At 60.9% G+C, this 19970-nt stretch carries 18 protein-coding genes and 1 pseudogene; 14 read left to right on the top strand and 5 right to left on the bottom strand.

Annotated features, from left to right (window positions below; translation table 11 throughout):
* Window positions 1–174 precede the first annotated feature (174 nt).
* The 7 genes from KI237_RS23500 (at window position 175) to KI237_RS23470 (ending at window position 8517) form a co-directional block, all read left to right on the top strand.
* Entirely contained in the window at window positions 175–1434 is a 1260-nt protein-coding gene (locus KI237_RS23500) for a D-mannose isomerase (protein ID WP_212797265.1), read from the top strand.
* A gap of 116 nt (window positions 1435–1550) precedes the next feature.
* Window positions 1551–2852: an ABC transporter substrate-binding protein gene (locus KI237_RS23495; protein WP_212797264.1), complete on the top strand. Its 1302-nt coding sequence runs from the start codon at window positions 1551–1553 to the stop codon at window positions 2850–2852.
* Between the two features lie 182 nt (window positions 2853–3034).
* On the top strand, window positions 3035–3943 hold the full coding sequence (locus KI237_RS23490) for a carbohydrate ABC transporter permease (RefSeq protein ID WP_003198535.1): 909 nt from the start codon (window positions 3035–3037) through the stop codon (window positions 3941–3943).
* Window positions 3936–4781, top strand: coding sequence for a carbohydrate ABC transporter permease (locus tag KI237_RS23485; RefSeq protein ID WP_003198539.1), 846 nt, complete (start codon window positions 3936–3938; stop codon window positions 4779–4781). Before KI237_RS23490 ends, KI237_RS23485 begins: the two co-directional genes overlap by 8 nt.
* A 2-nt stretch (window positions 4782–4783) precedes the next feature.
* The gene (locus KI237_RS23480; protein ID WP_212797263.1) at window positions 4784–5944 is read left to right on the top strand and encodes an ABC transporter ATP-binding protein; all 1161 of its coding nucleotides are present in this window, start codon (window positions 4784–4786) and stop codon (window positions 5942–5944) included.
* A 131-nt stretch (window positions 5945–6075) separates the two neighbouring features.
* Window positions 6076–7422: a carbohydrate porin gene (locus tag KI237_RS23475; RefSeq protein WP_212797262.1), complete on the top strand. Its 1347-nt coding sequence runs from the start codon at window positions 6076–6078 to the stop codon at window positions 7420–7422.
* 240 nt (window positions 7423–7662) lie between these two features.
* On the top strand, window positions 7663–8517 hold the full coding sequence (locus KI237_RS23470; RefSeq protein ID WP_212797261.1) for a D-hexose-6-phosphate mutarotase: 855 nt from the start codon (window positions 7663–7665) through the stop codon (window positions 8515–8517).
* A 144-nt stretch (window positions 8518–8661) separates the two neighbouring features.
* On the opposite strand, the gene KI237_RS23465 is transcribed toward KI237_RS23470, so the two are convergent.
* The gene (locus KI237_RS23465; protein ID WP_170842276.1) at window positions 8662–9522 is read right to left on the bottom strand and encodes a MurR/RpiR family transcriptional regulator; all 861 of its coding nucleotides are present in this window, start codon (window positions 9520–9522) and stop codon (window positions 8662–8664) included.
* A gap of 196 nt (window positions 9523–9718) precedes the next feature.
* Between KI237_RS23465 and zwf the strand changes: the two genes are divergently transcribed.
* Genes zwf through KI237_RS23450 form a run of 3 tightly spaced genes read left to right on the top strand, consistent with a single transcriptional unit; the run spans window position 9719 to window position 12571 of the window.
* Entirely contained in the window at window positions 9719–11188 is a 1470-nt protein-coding gene (gene zwf / locus KI237_RS23460; protein ID WP_212797260.1) for a glucose-6-phosphate dehydrogenase, read from the top strand.
* Complete coding sequence (gene pgl, locus KI237_RS23455; RefSeq protein WP_212797259.1) at window positions 11175–11888, top strand: 6-phosphogluconolactonase; 714 nt, start codon at window positions 11175–11177, stop codon at window positions 11886–11888. The genes zwf and pgl overlap by 14 nt, the downstream gene beginning before the upstream one ends.
* Before the next feature lie 17 nt (window positions 11889–11905).
* Window positions 11906–12571: a bifunctional 4-hydroxy-2-oxoglutarate aldolase/2-dehydro-3-deoxy-phosphogluconate aldolase gene (locus KI237_RS23450; RefSeq protein WP_212797258.1), complete on the top strand. Its 666-nt coding sequence runs from the start codon at window positions 11906–11908 to the stop codon at window positions 12569–12571.
* 109 nt (window positions 12572–12680) lie between these two features.
* On the opposite strand, the pseudogene KI237_RS23445 reads toward KI237_RS23450, so the two are convergent.
* Window positions 12681–13867: pseudogene (locus KI237_RS23445) on the bottom strand (aminotransferase class V-fold PLP-dependent enzyme).
* A 17-nt stretch (window positions 13868–13884) separates the two neighbouring features.
* Complete coding sequence (locus tag KI237_RS23440; protein WP_014336924.1) at window positions 13885–14121, bottom strand: DUF3820 family protein; 237 nt, start codon at window positions 14119–14121, stop codon at window positions 13885–13887.
* Window positions 14122–14327: 206 nt separating this feature from the next.
* Here KI237_RS23440 and KI237_RS23435 point away from each other — a divergent pair, with 206 nt between their 5' ends.
* From KI237_RS23435 to KI237_RS23420, 4 genes are all read left to right on the top strand, one after another.
* Window positions 14328–14792 carry a ferritin-like domain-containing protein gene (locus KI237_RS23435; protein WP_003198561.1) on the top strand — a complete coding sequence of 155 codons (465 nt, stop codon included), beginning with the start codon at window positions 14328–14330 and terminating at the stop codon, window positions 14790–14792.
* 278 nt (window positions 14793–15070) lie between these two features.
* A complete protein-coding gene (locus tag KI237_RS23430) occupies window positions 15071–17071 on the top strand; it encodes an FUSC family protein (RefSeq protein WP_212797257.1) in 2001 nt (666 codons plus the stop codon).
* On the top strand, window positions 17058–17264 hold the full coding sequence (locus KI237_RS23425; protein ID WP_092203896.1) for a DUF1656 domain-containing protein: 207 nt from the start codon (window positions 17058–17060) through the stop codon (window positions 17262–17264). Before KI237_RS23430 ends, KI237_RS23425 begins: the two co-directional genes overlap by 14 nt.
* Before the next feature lie 9 nt (window positions 17265–17273).
* A complete protein-coding gene (locus KI237_RS23420) occupies window positions 17274–18137 on the top strand; it encodes an efflux RND transporter periplasmic adaptor subunit (protein WP_212797256.1) in 864 nt (287 codons plus the stop codon).
* 200 nt (window positions 18138–18337) lie between these two features.
* Here the strand turns inward: KI237_RS23420 and KI237_RS23415 are convergent, their stop codons facing one another.
* Both KI237_RS23415 and KI237_RS23410 read right to left on the bottom strand, forming a co-directional pair.
* Window positions 18338–18808 carry a MaoC family dehydratase gene (locus tag KI237_RS23415; protein ID WP_014336929.1) on the bottom strand — a complete coding sequence of 157 codons (471 nt, stop codon included), beginning with the start codon at window positions 18806–18808 and terminating at the stop codon, window positions 18338–18340.
* A gap of 44 nt (window positions 18809–18852) precedes the next feature.
* A complete protein-coding gene (locus KI237_RS23410; RefSeq protein ID WP_212797255.1) occupies window positions 18853–19797 on the bottom strand; it encodes an alpha/beta hydrolase in 945 nt (314 codons plus the stop codon).
* Window positions 19798–19970: the final 173 nt, after the last annotated feature.

Raw genomic sequence — 19970 nt, 5'->3', positions numbered from 1 at the left:
AACAGCTTGGGTCCAGTGTGGGAGCGAGCTTGCTCGCGATGGCGCCAGTAGCCTCAACCCATCCCTCAGGGAAATGTCACAAGTCGGTGACATAACTCGCCCCTTTCGTTACCTGCCCCTCGCCATCCCTTGTTTAGACTCTCTGCGTCAAAACAACAAAAAAGGTACCACCCAATGGACACCTTCCAACCGGCCTTCAGCAGTTGGCTGAATGCCCCTGCCCACCAGCAATGGCTTGCCGACGAAGGCTTGCGGCTGCTGGCGTTCGCCAAGGCGTCGAAGCTGGCGGACGGCTTTGGCAACCTGGACGAGCGCGGCCACCTGCCGGCCGATGCTCGGGCCGAGACCATGAACACTGCGCGCATGACTCACAGCTTCGCCATGGCCCACATCCAGGGCCTGCCGGGGTTTGCCGAGCTGGTGGACCACGGCGTCCAGGCGCTGAGCGGCCCCTTGCGCGACGCCGAGCACGGTGGCTGGTTCGCCACGACGCGGCCTGATGAAGACGGCGCGGGCAAGGCGGCCTATCTGCATGCATTCGTTGCCCTGGCGGCCAGTTCCGCGGTGGTGGCCCAGCGTCCCGGCGCCCAGGCGTTGCTGGACGAAGCGGTGCGGATCATCGATGAGCATTTCTGGAGCGAAGAAGAGGGGGCGCTGCGCGAGTCCTTCAACCGCGACTGGAGTGAGGAAGAGGCCTATCGCGGCGCCAACAGCAACATGCACGCCACCGAAGCCTTCCTTGCCCTGGCCGATGCCACCGACGATCCTCGTTGGCTGGCCCGCGCCCTGCGTATCGTCGAGCGGGTGATCCACGGCCATGCCGCCGTCAACGACTACCTGGTGGTGGAGCATTTCGACCGCCACTGGCAGCCGCTGCACGAATACAACCAGGATAATCCTGCCGATGGTTTCCGCCCCTACGGCACCACCCCAGGCCACGGTTTCGAATGGGCGCGGCTGCTGCTGCACCTTGAGGCCGCACGGGTGCAAATCGGCATGCTGACCCCGGGTTGGCTGGCCCAGGACGCGCAAAAACTGTTCGACCAGAACTGCCGCCACGGCTGGGACGTCGATGGCGCACCGGGCCTTGTCTACACCCTGGACTGGGATAATCGCGCCGTGGTTCGTCATCGCCTGCATTGGGTTCACGCCGAAGCGGCGGCCGCTGCCAGTGCCTTGCTCAAGCGCACTGACGAGGCGAAGTACGAAGCTTGGTACCGGTGCTTCTGGGAGTTCTGTGACAAGCATTTCATCGACCGCTGCAACGGCAGTTGGCATCACGAACTCGATCCGCAAAATTGCCCCAGCGCCGATATCTGGCCGGGCAAGCCGGACCTGTATCACGCCTGGCAGGCGGTCTTGATTCCGCGCCTGCCCCTGGCACCCAGCATGGCGTCAGCCCTGGCACGGTTATCCAGCCCTGCGCCTGTGTAACCATGTCGTGACATTTGCACGTCCCTTCGTTACCTGCGAAGGGATTCCCTCTGATTAGAATCCATGCAGCGCAAGCACCAGACTTGCATGCATAACAACAAGAAAGGTAATTCTAGATGAATGCGATTTCTCGCCTCGCTACTGTCATTTCTCTTGCTTCCTTGCTTCCCGTCGCAGCATTCCCTGTCACTACCCTTGCCGCTGAATCCAAAGGTTCCGTGGAAGTCGTTCACTGGTGGACGTCGGGTGGCGAAAAAGCCGCGGTCGATGTGCTCAAGGCCCAGGTAGAAAAAGACGGCTTTACCTGGAAGGACGGCGCTGTCGCCGGGGGTGGCGGTTCCACTGCCATGACCGTGCTCAAGAGCCGCGCCGTGGCCGGCAACCCACCGGGCGTCGCCCAGATCAAGGGCCCGGACATCCAGGAATGGGCGTCCACCGGGCTGCTCGACACCGACATCCTGAAAGACGTCGCCAAGGAAGAGAAGTGGGACAGCCTGCTCGACAAGAAAGTCTCCGATACCGTGAAGTACGACGGTGACTACGTTGCCGTGCCGGTGAATATCCACCGCGTCAACTGGCTGTGGATCAACCCGGAAGTCTTCAAGAAAGCCGGCATCACCAAGAACCCGACCACCCTCGAAGAATTCTACGCCGCCGGCGACAAGCTCAAGGCAGCGGGCTTCATCCCCCTCGCCCACGGTGGCCAGCCTTGGCAGGACAGCACCGTATTCGAAGCCGTAGTGCTCTCGGTCATGGGTGCTGATGGCTACAAGAAAGCCCTGGTCGACCTGGACAACAAGGCGCTGACCGGTCCGGAAATGGTCAAGGCGCTGACCGAGCTGAAGAAAGTCGCGACCTACATGGACGCCGACGGCAAGGGCCAGGACTGGAACCTGGAAGCAGCCAAGGTCATCAACGGCAAGGCCGGCATGCAGATCATGGGTGACTGGGCCAAGAGCGAGTGGACCGCGGCGAAGAAAGTCGCCGGCAAGGACTACGAGTGCGTGGCCTTCCCAGGCACCGACAAGGCCTTCACCTACAACATCGACTCCCTGGCGGTGTTCAAGCAGAAAGACAAGGGCACTGCGGCTGGCCAGCAGGACATCGCCAAGGTCGTATTGGGCGAGAACTTCCAGAAAGTCTTCAGCATCAACAAGGGCTCGATTCCGGTTCGCAACGACATGCTCGGCGACATGGCCAAGTACGGTTTCGATTCCTGCGCCCAGACCGCTGCCAAGGACTTCCTGACAGACGCCAAGTCCGGCGGCCTGCAGCCAAGCATGGCGCACAACATGGCAACCACGCTGGCGGTACAGGGTGCGTTCTTTGATGTGGTGACCAACTACATCAACGACCCGAAAGCCGACCCTGCCGATGCTGCCAAGAAATTGGGCGCAGCGGTCCAGTCAGCGAAGTAACTGTTAGCTCCGCAGGCCCTTGCGGGTAAGCCTGTGGGAGCAAAGCTTGCTCGCGATGAACGATAACGCGGTCATTCGAAAAGACCGAGGCGCCTTCATCGCGAGCAAGCTCAGCTCCCACACACGCTCGCTCCCACGCAGGGAGTGTTTTGTAGTCTTTTTCTCTTGTACTGGATCTTCCCATGAGTTCTGTTGCTGTGTTCAGCAAGGCCTCGCCGTTCGATGCATTGCAGCGCTGGCTCCCGAAACTGGTGCTGGCGCCGAGCATGTTCATCGTTCTGGTGGGCTTCTATGGCTATATCTTGTGGACGTTCGTCCTGTCGTTCACCACTTCGACGTTCCTGCCGAACTACAAATGGGCAGGCCTGGCGCAATACGCCCGGCTGATGGACAACGACCGCTGGTGGGTGGCGAGCAAGAACCTGGCACTGTTCGGCGGCCTCTTCATCGGTATCACCCTGGTGATTGGCGTACTGCTGGCGGTGTTTCTTGACCAGCGCATTCGTCGTGAAGGTTTCATCCGCACCATTTACCTGTACCCGATGGCGCTCTCGATGATCGTCACCGGTACGGCCTGGAAATGGCTGCTCAATCCGGGCATGGGCCTGGACAAATTGTTGCGTGACTGGGGTTGGGAAGGCTTCCGCCTGGATTGGCTGATCGACCCGGATCGCGTGGTGTACTGCCTGGTGATCGCGGCGGTGTGGCAAGCCTCGGGCTTCATCATGGCGATGTTCCTGGCCGGCTTGCGGGGTGTTGATCAGTCGATCATTCGTGCCGCGCAGATCGATGGCGCGAGCATGCCGCGCATCTACTGGAAAGTGGTGCTGCCGAGCCTTCGGCCGGTGTTCTTCAGCGCCGTGATGATCCTGGCGCACATCGCGATCAAGAGCTTCGACCTGGTGGCGGCGATGACGGCCGGCGGCCCGGGTTATTCCTCCGACCTGCCAGCGATGTTCATGTATTCGTTCACCTTCAGTCGCGGCCAGATGGGCATGGGCTCGGCCAGTGCAATCCTGATGCTCGGTGCGATTCTCGCAATCATCGTGCCTTACCTGTACTCCGAGCTGAGGACCAAGCGTCATGACTAGTCTCGCTGCCAAACCTTCCATCAGCCTGAGTCGCATCGCCATCTACGCGGTGCTGATCCTCGCCGTATTGCTTTACCTGGTGCCGTTGGTGGTCATGCTGTTGACCAGCTTCAAGACGCCGGAAGACATCAGCACCGGCAACCTGCTGAGCTGGCCGACCGTGGTCAGTGGCATCGGCTGGGTCAAGGCCTGGGCCACCGTCGACGGCTACTTCTGGAACTCGATCAAGATCACCGTTCCGGCGGTGCTGATCTCTACCGCCATCGGTGCCTTGAACGGCTACGTACTGTCGATGTGGCGCTTTCGCGGTTCGCAGTTGTTCTTCGGCCTGTTGCTGTTCGGTTGCTTCCTGCCGTTCCAGACCGTCCTGCTGCCGGCCTCGTTCACCCTCGGCAAGATGGGCCTGGCCAGTACCACCACGGGCCTGGTGTTCGTGCACGTGGTCTACGGCCTGGCCTTCACCACGCTGTTCTTCCGCAACTACTACGTCAGCATTCCCGATGCATTGGTGAAGGCCGCACGACTGGACGGTGCGGGGTTCTTCACCATCTTCCGGCGGATCATCCTGCCGATGTCCACCCCGATCATCATGGTCTGCCTGATCTGGCAGTTCACGCAGATCTGGAACGACTTCCTGTTCGGTGTGGTGTTCTCCAGCGGTGATTCGCAGCCCATCACGGTGGCGCTGAACAACTTGGTCAACACCAGTACCGGGGCCAAGGAATACAACGTGGACATGGCGGCGGCGATGATCGCCGGGCTGCCGACCCTGCTGGTCTATGTGGTGGCAGGCAAGTATTTCGTGCGCGGCCTGACGGCCGGCGCAGTCAAGGGGTAATCATGGCAACGCTTGAACTTCGCAACGTAAACAAGACCTATGGTGCCGGCCTGCCGGACACCCTGAAGAACATCGAGTTGTCGATCAAGGACGGTGAGTTCCTGATCCTCGTCGGACCTTCGGGCTGCGGCAAGTCGACGCTGATGAACTGCATCGCCGGTCTTGAGACCATCACGGGCGGCGCGATCATGATCGGCGACCAGGACGTCAGCGGCATGAGCCCGAAGGACCGTGACATCGCCATGGTGTTCCAGTCCTACGCGCTGTACCCGACCATGAGCGTGCGCGAGAACATCGAGTTCGGCCTGAAGATCCGCAAGATGCCCCAGGCGGACATCGACGCGGAAGTCAACCGCGTGGCCAAGCTGCTGCAGATCGAGCACCTGCTCAGCCGCAAGCCCGGCCAGCTCTCCGGCGGCCAGCAACAGCGCGTGGCCATGGGCCGGGCATTGGCACGGCGGCCGAAGATCTACCTGTTCGACGAACCGCTGTCCAACCTCGACGCCAAGCTGCGGGTCGAGATGCGTACCGAAATGAAGCTGATGCACCAGCGCCTGAAGACCACCACGGTCTACGTGACCCACGACCAGATCGAAGCCATGACCCTGGGCGACAAGGTGGCGGTGATGAAGGACGGGATCATCCAGCAGTTCGGCACGCCAAAAGACATCTACACCAACCCGGCCAACCTGTTCGTGGCGAGTTTCATCGGTTCGCCACCGATGAACTTCATCCCGCTGCGCCTGCAACGCAAGGACGGTCGCCTGCTGGCGCTGCTCGACAGCGGCCAGGCCCGTTGCGAGTTGCCGCTGGGCATGCAGGACGCCGGCCTGGAAGACCGCGAAGTGATTCTCGGCATGCGCCCGGAGCAAATCGTGCTGGCCGGCAGCGAGCCCAATGGCTTGCCGACCATCCGGGCGGAGGTCCAGGTTACCGAGCCGACCGGGCCGGACACCCTGGTATTTGTCAGTCTAAATGACACCAAGGTCTGCTGCCGCTTGTCGCCGGACGTTGCTCCGCAGGCCGGTGAAACTTTAACGTTGCAATTTGACCCCTCAAAAGTATTACTATTTGATGCGCAGACAGGCGAGCGCCTGGGTGTGGCCGGCGAGGCGCAAGCCGAAGGACGGGCGCCGAACGTGGCCCAGTTCAAGGGTCGCTGAGCGATCAGTGTGGAAGCGGGCTTGCTTGCTTTTACAGGGGAGTATGCGGTGGATGGGGGACCATCCGCCGCAATCGTTGTAAACCGCGTTAGATAAAAACAGTTAATAACAATAAAGACGAGGATGTAGGGATGAAGAAGAAAAACAATGCCCAGCTTATCTGCCAGTTGTCAGCCGTTGCGGCGATGATGCTGGCCGGTAGTGCCCATGCGGCCGACGCATTCAGCGCCGACTCGCAGTGGATGACGGGTGACTGGGGCGGCGAACGGACCAAGCTGATCGAGCAAGGTATCGATATCAAGGCTGACTACGTCGGTGAAGTGGGTGCCAACCTGCATGGTGGCTACAACAACGACAAGACCGCGCGTTACTCCGACCAGTTTGGTCTGGGTGTGGCCTTGGACCTGGAAAAACTGTGGGGTTGGGATAACACCCAGGCCAAGATCCAGCTCACCAACCGTAACGGCGAAAACATTTCCAATGACCGTGTCGGCGACCCGCGTGCCGGCACCTTGAGTTCTTCCCAGGAAGTCTACGGGCGTGGCCACATGGTCCGTCTGACCCAATTGTGGATCAAGCACCAGTTCCTCGATGGCAAGCTGGACGTCAAGGCCGGTTACTTCGGCGAAGGCGAAGACTTCAACACCTTCCCTTGCGAGTTTCAGAACCTGGCCTTCTGCGGATCCCAAGCGGGTAACTGGGCGACCGGCATCTGGTACAACTGGCCAGTCATGCAAGCTGCGCTTCGCGTGAAGTACAACATCACGCCTGAGTTCTACGCGCAGATCGGTGCGTACAACCAGAACCCATCGCAACTTGAGCACGGTAACGGCTTCAAGCTCAGCGGCAGTGGCACCAAGGGTACCGTCATCCCGGTCGAGCTGGTCTGGTCGCCGAAGGTCAACAATCTGCCGGGCGAATACCGTGTCGGTTACTACAAGAGCACGGCCGATGCCAATGACGTCCGTGAAGACGACAATGGCGATGACGCTGCGACCACCGGCAACGCCTATCGCAGTCACAACAGCAAGCACGGCTACTGGTTCGTGGCGCAGCAACAGCTGACTACCCACAACGGCGACGCTTCTCGTGGCCTGAACATCGCCGCCAACGCGACCTTCCACGACAAGGACACCAACTTCGTCGACAACTACCAGTCGTTGATGTTCGTGTACAAGGGGCCGTTCGATGCGCGTCCTAAAGATGACATCGGGATCGGTTTCTCCCGTATCCATGTCAACGATGACGTGAAGAAAAACGCCGAGCTGACCAACGTTGCCAATGGTGTCAGCGACTACAACGATCCGCTGTTCGCGCCGTTGCGTGACACTGAGTACAACTACGAGCTCAACTACGGCATCCACGTGACCAACTGGCTGACCGTGCGCCCCAACCTGCAATACATCACTCATCCAGGCGGTGTGGATGAAGTCGACAACGCGCTGGTGGCCGGCCTGAAAATTCAGTCGGTGTTCTAACGCTGTTGCGATAAGCTCCTCTCTATGTGCGCATATTTGCGGACAGCCAAGGCTGTCCGCTTTTTTTTGGGGGTGGGAGCAAGGCTTGCCCGCGATGAAGATGACACGGTCTTCCAGGGCGCCGAGTCGCCTGAGTCGCGAGCAAGCTTTGCTCCCACAGGCCTGTGGGGATAAATCCTCTCGCCACAAAAAACGAGCCGGACACAGTTGGGTATTTAATGATTTCCAGGACCGCGGCCCATGCATGAGCATCCGCTACAACGCTTTTTCAGATCCTTGCGCGAACGCCCGGTGTTCGCGTGGGAGCGCTATCGGCAGCGCGATGTATTGGTGATCGACCACCCGTTGTGCCAGGCGGTGTTCAGTCGCCAGGGTGCACAGTTGTTGCATTTTCAGCCCAAGGACCAGAAACCCTGGTTGTGGTGCGCGGCCAAGTGGCCTCAGGTCGGTGCGATACGCGGCGGGGTACCGGTGTGCTGGCCTTGGTATGGTCGTCATCCCAGCGAAAACGCCTGGCCGTCCCACGGCTGGGCGCGGTTGATCGACTGGAAGCTGCTCGACAGCCACAGCGATGACGACGGCGTGCACCTGCACTGGCAGTTGCAGCTGTGCGACTGGCAAGTGGATTTGCATGCAGACCTCGGCGAACGCATGGAGCTGCGCCTGAGTACCGAGCATCAGGACAGCTTGCCGTGCCAGTTGAGCCAGGCTTTGCATGCCTACTGGCGTATTGGTGACGTTGGTGAGGTAGCGCTGTCTGGGCTGGAAGGCGCGCAAGGTTACGATCAGCTGAGCCGCGAGGTTTGCCAGCAGGAAGGCGAACTGCGGGTCGAGGGCGGCTGCCAGCGGGTGTTCCAACATGAGGGGGAATTGCAGCTCAAGGACCACGCCTGGCAGCGCGAATTGTGCATCGACACTGGCGACAGTGCCGACACCGTGGTCTGGCATCCTGGCGCACGGCCGTTGCTGGGGGTGAGTTGGGATGAAGTCAGCGAATTCGTCTGCGTCGAAGCGGCCAGTGGCGGCACCGACAGCCTGTGCCTGGCGCCCGGGGAGCGGGCGCATTTGAGTTTGCAGGCGCGGGTGGGGGTTTAGTTCAGGATCTGGGGTTGGGGTGTTGTTGCTGGCCTCATCGCGAGCAAGCTCGCTCCCACATTGGATGTTTGGTGTTCACAAGCCCTGTGGGAGCGAGCCTGCTCGCGATAGCGGTTTATCAGGCGCTAGCGCATCCAAGCCAGGTCAGTTGAACTCATCCCCCACCGGATACCGGCTGGCATTGAGGCTTTCCTTGATCTTGCGCAGATGCGGCTGGAAGTCCACGCCCCGACGCAGGGTCATGCCGGTGGCGAGCACGTCCAGTACGGTGAGCTGGATGATCCGTGAGGTCATCGGCATGTAGATATCAGTGTCTTCGGGCAGGGGGATATTCAGGCTCAGGGTGCTGGCCTTGGCCAAGGGCGAGCCTTCGGCGGTCAAGCCCAGCACCGACGCACCGTTTTCCCGGGCAATGCGCGCCACTTCCACCAGCTCACGGGTACGACCGGTGTAGGAAATAATCACGAACAGTTCACCGGTATGGGCCACCGACGCGATCATGCGCTGCATCAGTACGTCGGCGTGAGCGGTCACCGCCAGGTTGAAGCGGAAAAACTTGTGCTGGGCATCCAGCGCCACCGGGGCGGAGGCGCCGAGGCCGAAGAAGTGGATTTGCCGGGCCTGGATCAGCAGGTCCACGGCGCGACTGATCAAATTCGGATCAAGGGCCTGGCAGGCGCTGTCCAATGAGGCAATGGCGCTGCCAAAGATTTTCCGGGTATAGGCTTCCGGGTTGTCGTCGGCTTCCACCGCGCGGCTCACATAAGCAGCGCCGCTGGCCAGGCTTTGGGCCAGTTGCAGCTTGAGCTCCGGGTAACCGCTGACGCCGAACGAGCGGCAGAAACGGTTGACGGTCGGTTCACTGACCGAAGCCGCCTGGGCGAGGGCGGCGATGCTGAAGCGGGTCGCCTGCTGCGGGTTGAGCAGGATGATTTCGGCCACCTTGCGTTCTGCCTTGTTAAGGTCTTCAAGGCGACTCTGGATCTGTTCCAGTAAATTTCGCACGCGGTCCATACAAGATTCCTAGAAAGACGGGTCTTTGATACGACCCTTTGCGGTGGCCTATCCTACTGATGGCTCCGACGGACCACCACTCGGAATCGGTATTTTCGAAAAATGTTGTGGTTATTACTACATTTTTCCTTGAGTGATACCTTGAAAAAAGGTATTTGTAGTTTAACTTGATAAAAGAACAAACATCATGCCTTCGATTACGGTTGAACCGTGCACCTTTGCCTTGTTCGGCGCTTTGGGCGATCTGGCCTTGCGCAAGCTCTTTCCTGCCCTGTATCAGCTCGACGGCGCCCAATTGTTGCACGAGGACACGCGAATCATTGCGCTGGCCCGTGAACCTGGCAGCGAGCAGCAGCATCTGGCATTCATCGCCGCCGAACTGCGTCGCTACGTCGGTGAAAAAGACCTGGACGAAAGCGTACTCGAGCGCTTCCTGGCGCGATTGACCTACCTGCACGTGGATTTCCTCAAGGCCGACGATTACGTCGCCTTGGCTGAAGCAGCCGGTTCGACCCAGCAGGTCATTGCCTATTTCGCCACTCCGGCGGCGGTGTACGGGGCGATCTGCGAGAACCTGGCGAAGGTTGGCTTGAGCGAAAACACCCGTGTCGTGCTGGAGAAGCCCATTGGCTCGGACCTGGAGTCTTCGCGCAAGGTCAACGACGCCGTGGCGCAGTTCTTCCCGGAAAACCGTACCTATCGCATCGACCATTACCTGGGCAAAGAGACGGTCCAGAACCTGATCGCGCTGCGGTTCGCCAACAGCCTGTTCGAAACCCAGTGGAACCAGAACTACATCTCCCACGTGGAAATCACCGTGGCTGAAAAGGTCGGTATCGAAGGCCGCTGGGGCTATTTCGACAAGGCCGGTCAGCTGCGGGACATGATCCAGAACCACCTGTTGCAGCTGCTGTGCCTGATCGCCATGGACCCGCCGGCTGATTTGTCCGCCGACAGCATCCGCGACGAGAAGGTCAAGGTGCTCAAGGCCCTGGCGCCGATCAGCCCGGAAGGCTTGACCACCCAGGTGGTGCGCGGCCAGTACATCGCCGGCCACAGCGAAGGCAAGGCCGTGCCGGGTTACCTGGAAGAACCCAATTCCAATACCCAGAGCGACACCGAGACGTTCGTCGCCCTGCGCGCCGACATCCGCAACTGGCGTTGGGCCGGGGTGCCGTTTTACCTGCGTACCGGCAAGCGCATGCCGCAAAAGCTGTCGCAGATCGTCATTCACTTCAAGGAACCGTCCCACTACATTTTCGCGCCCGAGCAGCGCTTGCAGATCAGTAACAAGCTGATCATCCGCCTGCAACCGGACGAAGGGATTTCCTTGCGAGTGATGACCAAGGAGCAGGGCCTGGACAAGGGCATGCAATTGCGCAGCGGTCCGTTGCAACTCAACTTCTCCGACACCTATCGCAGCGCACGTATTCCCGATGCCTACGAGCGGTTGTTGCTGGAAGTCATGAACGGCAATCAGAACCTGTTTGTCCGTAAAGATGAAATTGAAGCCGCGTGGACGTGGTGTGACCAGTTGATCGCCGGATGGAAGAAATCCGGCGATGCGCCCAAGCCGTATGCGGCTGGGTCCTGGGGGCCGATGAGCTCCATTGCACTGATCACGCGGGATGGGAGGTCATGGTATGGCGATATCTGAATTGAAACTGCCGCAGGGCGTTAGCGCCCATGAATTCAAGAACCCGGTGGTGCTGGCCGAGGGGCTGGCGCTGAACGTGGCCGAGCAGTTGCGCAAGGCAATCGAGGCGCGTGGTGCGGCGACCCTGGTGGTCTCCGGTGGCCGCAGCCCGGTGGCGTTTTTCCAGCACCTGGCCAAGCAGGCGCTGGACTGGTCCAAAGTGGTGGTCAGCCTGGCTGACGAGCGCTGGGTACCGGTTGAGCACGCCGACAGCAACGCCGGCCTGCTCAAGCGTTACCTGCTGCAAGGCGCGGCGGCCAAGGCCCAGTTCCTGAGCCTCTACAGCGCCAGCACTAACCTGGAAGCGGCTGCCGAGCAGGCCGATCGTCTGTTGGCCGAGCTGCCGCCGATCGATGTGCTGGTATTGGGCATGGGCGATGACGGGCATACCGCCTCGCTGTTCCCTGACAGCCCGAACCTGGCCCAGGCCCTGGACGCCAATGGCACACGTCGCTGCTGGCCGATGCTGGCGCCGACCGTACCGCACCAACGCTTGACCATGAGCCGCGCCTTGCTGGCTTCGGCGCAACACAAAGTGCTGTCGATTTCCGGTCAGTCGAAATTGACCACCTTGAACGCTGCGGTGGCGGGTGACGATGTCGCCGAAATGCCGATCCGCGCGTTTTTGCAATCTACGTTAGAGATTTACTGGTGCCCATGAACCAAGGATCAGCCGCTATGACAAACCCATCCCCGACCGTTTCCATGGCGGACAAAGTTGCCCTGATCGACAGCCTCTGTGCCAAGGCGCGGATCCTGCCGGTGATCACCATCGCCCGTGAACAGGACATCCTGCCGCTGGCCGATGCCCTGGCTGCCGGTGGCCTGACGGCGCTTGAAGTGACTCTGCGTTCTCAATACGGCCTCAAGGCCATCCAGGTGCTGCGCGAGCAGCGTCCGGAACTGGTGACCGGTGCCGGCACGGTGCTCGACCGCCACATGCTGGACGCCGCCGAGGCGGCCGGTTCGCAGTTCATCGTCACTCCGGGCATCACCCGTGATCTGCTCGAAGCCAGCGTCTACAGCTCTGTGCCGTTACTACCAGGCATCAGCAACGCCTCGGGCATCATGGAAGGCTACAGCCTGGGCTATCGCCGCTTCAAACTGTTCCCGGCCGAAGTCAGTGGCGGCGTCGCGGCCATCAAGGCCTTGGGTGGCCCGTTCGGCGAAGTGAAATTCTGCCCGACCGGCGGCGTGAGCCCGGCCAACATCAAGAGCTACATGGCGTTGAAAAACGTGATGTGCGTGGGCGGAAGCTGGATGCTCGATCCTGAGTGGATCAAGAACGGCGACTGGGCCCGCATCCAGGAATGCACCGCCGAGGCCTTGGCGCTGCTGGACTGATTGCTTTACCGAACCTCGTTGGGTGTTCTACGGTTTTACGGTGCGCTTGGTCGGCGCGCCGTTTTTTTTTTGCCTGGGTTTTAGCTTTTGTGGCGAGGGAGCAAGGGATTTAGGTACGGCTCAGCTTAATCAGCGCTGCAGTCAACCGCTCGATATCACTCGCCAAGGTGACCAGCCCCGGGGTAATGCGAATACACGGCCCGACACTGGTGTGGCGCACCACGGTGAAGATCCCATGCTCATTGAGCAATCGATCAGCCATCACCTGCTGATCGGCCTGGGCGGTGAAGCGCATCGCGGTGATGCCGCAATAGAGACCCAGGTCATCCGGGGTCATGACTTCGATGCCCGGCACATCGCGCACGGCGCTCACCCACAGGTCACGCAGATAACAGAGGCGCGCGCCTTTGGCCGAAGCGCCGCCCAGGGCCTGGTGTTCTTCGAAGACCAGCGGCAAGGTGAGCAAGGCAGGGATGTTGGGCGTGCTGTGGGGCGTGCGTGAGCGGACGTCGGTGGCGGGGTAGCTGTCTTCGTCCATGTCCGGGTCGATGTCGGCCAACCGCTGCGGGGCGATGTACAGGAAGCCCTGGGAGAGGGGCCCGCCGATCCACTTCTGCAGGTTGAACCCGGCAAATTCGATCCCGAGCTTCTTCAGGTTGAAATCGATCTGGCCCAGGGCGTGGGCACCGTCGAGGATGATGTCGACAGCAAACTCGCGGGCAGTCTCGGCAATGGCCTGGACCGGCATCACCAGTCCGGTGAGGTGGTTGACGTAGGTCAGCGCCATCAACTTGAGGCGAGGGTAGCGAATGAACGCTTCGCGATAAGTGCCCACCAGGCTTTCGAAACTGGCAGGGTGCTGGTGGACTATCTCGATCACCTGCGCGCCACGCTGGCGGGCCAGCCAGCGCATTGCGCTTTTGACCGAGGCATATTCCAGATCACAGATCAGCACTTGATCGCCTGGCTTGAGGCGGTTGTAGTTGCGAATCAGCGTCTGCAAGGCATCCACCGCGCTACCGGCCAATGCCACGCTCTGGGGGATGCGTGGATCAGTCGGGCCACCTGTCGACGAATGGTTTCGCCGTGTTCACGGTCGAAATGCTGGCGCACGTACACCGAGTTGCCCCGGTTGATGAGTTCGATGTTGCGCTGGTACTCCTCCACCACGGTACGGGACATCCGTGTGAAGTAACCGTTTTCCAGGTTGAGCGGGCCGGCGGGATCGACGTCGTAGCGGCCGACAAACGTCTGCCAGAAAGCTTCATCGTGGGCGCGTAGCGTGTTTTCGGGCATGACGGGGGCTCAACTGGTCAGGGGCGAGGCTTGGGTTTGCCGTGTTTGGCACGCAATGGATCGAGCAGGTCCGACAGCCCGTTATGATCGATTTCCTGCATCAGTGCCAGCAAACCACCCAGTTCACCGTGAGGAAAACCCTCGCGGGCGAACCAGTTCAGGTATTGACCGGGCAGGTCAGCCAGGATTCGACCCTTGTATTTGCCGAATGGCATTTGACGCGTGATGAGCAATTCGAGCTTTTCCGGGTTCATGGCAATCGTCTGATTCAAATCTGCCTCGAAAATACAGGCATTCTGCATGCAGGCCAAATGACAGATCATGCAAATAACGCGGATACAGTTTTTTTGTTTTTTGTTAATTTATTGATTTTAAAGGGAAATAACTGAATTCTTGGACTGGCATGGCCGATGCAATATCCCTTGCAGGTTTTTTATTCACCAAGCAAAGGAACTGAAAAATGACTGACATCAACAAAGAATCCATCTCCGTCTTGAACGACCTGATCGAGACCAGCAAAGATGGCCAGGAAGGCTTCAAGACCTGCGCTGAAGACATCAAGCACCCACAACTCAAGGCGCTGTTCGTTCAACGTGCTGCGGATTGCGCGACTGCTGCGGCCGAACTGCAAGCGGCGGTTCGCTCCCTGGGCGGCGATCCGGAAACCTCCACCAGCGTTGCCGGTGACCTGCACCGTCGTTGGGTGGACGTGAAATCCATGTTCACCGGCAAGGATGAAGAAGCGGTGCTCAACGAAGCCGAGCGTGGCGAAGACCATGCGCTCAAGGCCTACAAGGAAGCGCTGGAGAAAATCACCAAGCACAACCTGGTCGGTATTCGTGACCTGGTTGAGCGTCAGTACCACGGTGTGCAACGCAACCATGACCAGGTCAAGGCCCTGCGTAATCAGGCGCGCGCCAGCTAACAACGCGTCCTGATCCAAAAAACGCCAGCTTGCCTGGCGTTTTTTTATAACGATGAAAAAGTACCTGTGGCGAGGGAGCTTGCTCCCGCTGGGCTGCGTAGCAGCCCAAAATCAGGGTCGCTGCGCAACCCAGCGGGAGCAAGCTCCCTCGCCACAAAAGCCCTCGCATGATGGCGACAAACAACTCTGGACTCTGATAGGTAGCTAGCTAATAATTGCATCGCCTATCTCCCCGCATAGCATCTATTGTTACTGGCATCTCCCAAAGAGTTTTTCGCGTGCCCATTACCTTCCAGGCCTTGTTCGCCCCCGACCGCCTCGCTTTGCAGTTCGCCATCAAGACGGTGCTTGGTGCTGGGCTGGCGTTGTGGCTGGCGTTGCGCTGGGGGCTGGAGCAGCCGTCATGGGCGCTGATGACCGCGATCATCGTCGCCCAGCCACTGTCCGGGATGGTGGTGCAGAAGGGGTTGGCGCGATTGGTCGGCACGTTGGTGGGCACCGTCATGTCGGTGGTGTTCATGGGCCTGTTTGCCCAGGCGCCCTGGTTGTTCCTGCTGGCCTTGGCGCTCTGGCTGGGGTTGTGCACAGCCTGTTCGACGCTGCTGCGCAGTGCCTGGTCGTATTCATTCGTGTTGGCCGGTTACACGGTGGCGATCATTGCCTTGCCGGCCATTTCCCATCCGCTGGGTGTGTTCGACCAGGCGGTGGCGCGCTGCACCGAGATCAGCCTGGGCATTGTTTGCGCCACGGCGGCCAGTGCCTTGCTCTGGCCGTTGCGGGTCGAGCGGCAACTGGCCGGTCAGGCCCTTGCCGCCTGGCAGAGCGGCATGCAGGCCGCCCGGGCAACCCTGGCTGGCGATGTCCAGGCGCGAAAAGGATTGCTGGAAATTCTGGGCAGGATCGTCGCGGTGGATGCCCAGCGCGAACATGCCTGGTTCGAAGGCAGCCGTGGCCGGCAGCGAGCCCGGGCCATCAGCGGCTTGAGCCAGAAATTGCTGATGCTGCTGCGCCTTTCGCGCTCGGTACGTCGGCAGTGGAAACAGCTTGACCCCGAGGAGGCCGAGGCCCTCCAGCCGTGGATGAACGAGGTACGGCAGGCCCTCGACGCCGACAGTGCGACCCTGCAAGCCTTGCGCCCCCGGGTATGGGATGCATCTCACGACCCGCAGATCAGTTCGGCGCAAAGTTATTGCCTGGCGCGGTTCGCCTTGTTGCTCGATACCGCCCTGGCCGCCTGCGCCGCCTTGACGGCGGTGCAGGAGGGCCGGGAGGCGGCGGATCCACCGCGAACCCTGGCGCCTCATCGTGATCTGTCCCTGGCCATGGTCTTCGGTGCTCGCAGCGCCCTGGCGTTCCTGGCGGTGGCCAGTTTCTGGCTGGCGACCGCCTGGCCGGCCGCATCGGGTGCGCTGGTGCTGACGTGCGTGGTGTGCAGCCTGTTTGCCAGTCGCGAAAACGGCGCGCAGATCGGCATGAGTTTTCTGCGGGGCATCCTGTTGGCTGTGCCGACGGCGTTCGTGATCGGCGAGCTCATACTCCCGCAATGGAGCAGCTTCGCGATGCTCTGCATGGCCATGGGCGTGCCGTTGTTTTTCGGCGCGCTGGGTATGGCCAAGCCGCAGATCTTCGCTACGGCGACGTCGTTCTGCCTGCATTTTGTGGTGCTGGTTTCACCGCTCAATACCATGAAATACGACGTCGCGGCGTTCTTCAACAACGCCCAGGCAATTATGATTGGCGTAGGCGCGGCGGTGCTGGCCTTCAATCTGCTGATTTTGCGCAACCCGGCCTGGCACAGCCGCCGCCTGCTGGCCGCGACCCTCCACGATCTGGTGCGCCTGACCCATCGCAGCCTGCGTGGCGCCGAGAGTTGGTTCGGTGGGCGCATGGCCGACCGGCTGTTGCAGTTGGCAAGGCATTACCCTGAATTGCCGGTGCAGGCGCGCAGCCGCTGGGATGATGGTTTGCTTGGCCTGGACATTGGCGATGAACTGTTGCATCTGCGCCTGAGCCTGGCCGTCGCCCAAGTGCCCGATACCCAGGCGCAGCGGCGTTACTTCGAAGCACTGGAGCAGGTACTCGAACGCGGCCCGGCCGGTGACCAGGCCGATGCGCTGGCTGCGGCGAGCGCGCAGTTCCTGACGGTGTTGTCGACCCAACCACCCGGTGACGCAGTGAAGCTGGCCCAGGGCGCGGTGGTGCAATTGCAAAACAGCTGGCGCGCCTGGTGCCACCAGCACGAACCTGAACGACGGGAGCACAGCCATGGGCTTGCGTGAGTGGTCGATTGGCGGGGTGTTGCTCAGCCCGTTCCTGATTTATCTGGTGCTGGCGTTGTTGGTGACCGGCGCGCTGCGCCTGTTGCTCAGCCTGGTGCCGGCCGGGCGCTGGATCTGGCATGAAGCCTTGTTCGACTGCGCCCTGTATGTCTGTGTCCTGACCGTTATTACCGTGGTCCTCGGGCCGCTATAGGAGTTGAACATGCGTACCTCCGTACGTGTCGTCGTCACGCTGTGCATGGTGGCCGTGGCGATCTTCGCCGGGTTTCACCTGTGGCAGTACTACATGCTCACGCCCTGGACCCGCGATGCGCGGATCCGCGCGGACGTGGTGGTGATTGCACCCGACGTATCGGGCTGGGTGCGCGAGCTCAAGGCTGTGGATAACCAGCAGGTCAAGGCCGGCGAGGTGTTGCTGAGTATCGACCGTGAGCGTTTCGAGGCGGCGCTGGAGAAAGCCCGGGCGGTGGTCCAGACGCGTCAGCAGCAACTGAGCTTGCGCGAACACGAAGCCAGCCGCCGTGCGGCCCTGGGGCCCCAGGCCATCAGTGCCGAACTGCGGGAAAACGCCCAGATCAACGCCGGCATTGCCCGAGGCGAACTGCGCGAAGCCCAGGCCGAGGCCAAGGTGGCCGAACTCAACCTGGCGCGCAGCCAGGTCCTGGCCCCACGCAACGGCCACATCACCAACCTGCGCCTGGCCGAAGGCAACTACGTGAATGCCGGGCAGCCGGTCATGGCGCTGATCGACGACTCGACGTTCTATGTGCAGGCCTATTTCGAAGAAACCAAGTTGCCAAGGATTCGCGTGGGCGATCCGGTCAAGATCTGGCTGATGAGCGCCGGCCATGCCTTGGAAGGCCATGTCGAAAGCATCAGCCGTGGCATTACCGACCGCAACACCAACCCCGATGCGCAGCTGTTGGCAGAGGTCGAGCCGACCTTCAATTGGGTACGACTGGCCCAGCGGATACCGGTACGGATCAAGTTGGACAAGGTGCCGGAGGGGGTGAACCTGAGCGCCGGGATGACGGCGAGCGTGCAGGTGCGCGAAGACCAGCCATAGTCCGTAGCGCCACGCACCTTGTGGCGAGGGAGCTTGCTCCCGCTGGGGGGCGAAGCACCCCTGAAAAAGCGCCCGCGTTGGATCTGATCGAACACGGGCGCTTTGTTTACGACGGCTTCGCCGCCGAACGGGAGCAAGCTCCCTCGCCACAGGGGAGGTGTTGCTTCATCCAATCCGCTGTGGCTGATCGCTTCAGTGAATCAACCCACAGTAATCGCCGGCAACGTCGGCAAAGTCACGGTCTGCTGTTTGCGCGGTGCGAGGATTTCGGCCTCGCCGTCCACCACCAGTTCGTCGCGCTGGTTGAACACGCGCGTGGCGATGCGCACACGGAATTTCGGTAGTTTTTCCAGGATCTCCAGGCGCACGGTCAGGGTGTCGCCGATTTTCACCGGTTTCTGGAAGCTCATCTGCTGGCCGATGTAGATGGTGCCCGGCCCAGGTAACTCGCAGGCCACCGCCGCGCTGATCAGCGCACCGCTGAACATGCCATGGGCGATGCGCTCCTTGAACATGCTCGCTGCGGCGAACTCGGCGTCCAGGTGCACCGGGTTGTGATCGCCCGACATCGCCGCGAACAGCTGGATGTCACGCTCTTCGACGGTTTTGCTATAGCTGGCGGTCTGGCCGATTTCGAGGGCTTCGTAAGGGGTGTTGGTAACCTGGGTCATCTGTTTCAAATCCTGTGACGGAGTAAAGGAAAGACGCTGCAAGCCTACTCGCTGCGTGGCGGCCGCTTGTGGCTCAGGGCCTGGGCAATCCAGGCCAGCACGTCGGCGGTCACTTCATCGCGGTTGGTTTCATTGAACAGTTCGTGCCGGGCCTGCGGGTAAATCGTCAATTGCAGGTGCCGGATGCCGGCGTCACGCAAGGCGTCGGCCAGATCCTTCAGACGCTTGCCTTCGCTCACCGGATCACATTCGCCACCCACCACCAGCAGGGGCAGGCCCGGATCGATCTGGGCGAGATTGGACGCTTTGCTGATTTGCTGCAACCCGCCGAGCAGGTCGACCCACAGTTGATTGGTGCAGCGAAAGCCACACAGCGGGTCGTGGACGTACTTGTCGACTTCGGCCGGATCGCGGCTGAGCCAGTCAAAGGGGCTACGTGTGGGTTTGAATTTCTTGTTGAAACTGCCGAACGACAGCCACTCGATCAGGGCACTGCGCCCCGTGGCACCTTGGCGCCAGCGTTCGAAGCGGGCGATCAGGCGAGCGCTGCGGTAGAGCGTCACCGGCTGAAAGTTCGAGCCGCTGAGAATCGCCCCGTGCAGGCTGGCGCTGTGATGCAACAGGTAACCTTGGGCGATGTAGCTGCCCATGCTGTGGCCCAGCAGCAGGATGGGGGTATCGGGATAATGCTGGACGATGTGGTGGTTGAGGCTGGCCAGGTCGCCCACGACCTTGGTCCAGCCGTCCTCGTCGGCAAAATGGCCGAGAATCGCTTCCTCGCCGGTCTTGCCATGGCCGCGCAGGTCCACCGCGCAGACACCATAGCCCTCGTCGCACAGCGCCTGGGCCAGACGGGCGTAGCGGCCGCTGTGTTCGGCCATGCCGTGAGCCAGCATGATCATCGCCAAAGGGGCGGTTTCGGGCAGCCACTGGTTGACGAACAGGCGGCTATGGTCGGTCGCGGTCAGCCAGAACGTTTGGTGGATCATGGCGATTCCTTTGCACAAAGTCAGACGCAGCGTCGCTGCATTGTATAGCGCATCCGTTGCGTCTCGCCCATGGCAAGAAGATTCATACAATCAATGACGCAGGTTGCCATATTTGCCTGATTGGCCATAGCTGCTAGTGTCCCATGAGCTCCGCCTCTGCAAGCGATACAGAC

Source organism: Pseudomonas sp. St316 (assembly GCF_018325905.1).
In the GTDB taxonomy this organism is placed as follows: Bacteria; Pseudomonadota; Gammaproteobacteria; order Pseudomonadales; family Pseudomonadaceae; genus Aquipseudomonas.
Note: the sequence above shows the minus strand (reverse complement) of the source record. Positions and strands in the feature narration are given on the sequence as shown.

Bases quoted from the DNA above. Each gene is read 5' to 3' on its own strand.
- pgl (WP_212797259.1), top strand. From the start codon at position 11,175: ATGGCGATATCTGAATTGAAACTGCCGCAGGGCGTTAGCGCCCATGAA.
- KI237_RS23470 (WP_212797261.1), top strand. From the start codon at position 7,663: ATGCATGAGCATCCGCTACAACGCTTTTTCAGATCCTTGCGCGAACGC.
- KI237_RS23490 (WP_003198535.1), top strand. From the start codon at position 3,035: ATGAGTTCTGTTGCTGTGTTCAGCAAGGCCTCGCCGTTCGATGCATTG.
- KI237_RS23410 (WP_212797255.1), bottom strand. From the start codon at position 19,797: ATGATCCACCAAACGTTCTGGCTGACCGCGACCGACCATAGCCGCCTG.
- zwf (WP_212797260.1), top strand. From the start codon at position 9,719: ATGCCTTCGATTACGGTTGAACCGTGCACCTTTGCCTTGTTCGGCGCT.
- KI237_RS23450 (WP_212797258.1), top strand. From the start codon at position 11,906: ATGACAAACCCATCCCCGACCGTTTCCATGGCGGACAAAGTTGCCCTG.
- KI237_RS23480 (WP_212797263.1), top strand. From the start codon at position 4,784: ATGGCAACGCTTGAACTTCGCAACGTAAACAAGACCTATGGTGCCGGC.
- KI237_RS23500 (WP_212797265.1), top strand. From the start codon at position 175: ATGGACACCTTCCAACCGGCCTTCAGCAGTTGGCTGAATGCCCCTGCC.
- KI237_RS23475 (WP_212797262.1), top strand. From the start codon at position 6,076: ATGAAGAAGAAAAACAATGCCCAGCTTATCTGCCAGTTGTCAGCCGTT.
- KI237_RS23415 (WP_014336929.1), bottom strand. From the start codon at position 18,808: ATGACCCAGGTTACCAACACCCCTTACGAAGCCCTCGAAATCGGCCAG.
- KI237_RS23440 (WP_014336924.1), bottom strand. From the start codon at position 14,121: ATGAACCCGGAAAAGCTCGAATTGCTCATCACGCGTCAAATGCCATTC.
- KI237_RS23425 (WP_092203896.1), top strand. From the start codon at position 17,058: ATGGGCTTGCGTGAGTGGTCGATTGGCGGGGTGTTGCTCAGCCCGTTC.
- KI237_RS23485 (WP_003198539.1), top strand. From the start codon at position 3,936: ATGACTAGTCTCGCTGCCAAACCTTCCATCAGCCTGAGTCGCATCGCC.
- KI237_RS23435 (WP_003198561.1), top strand. From the start codon at position 14,328: ATGACTGACATCAACAAAGAATCCATCTCCGTCTTGAACGACCTGATC.
- KI237_RS23420 (WP_212797256.1), top strand. From the start codon at position 17,274: ATGCGTACCTCCGTACGTGTCGTCGTCACGCTGTGCATGGTGGCCGTG.
- KI237_RS23495 (WP_212797264.1), top strand. From the start codon at position 1,551: ATGAATGCGATTTCTCGCCTCGCTACTGTCATTTCTCTTGCTTCCTTG.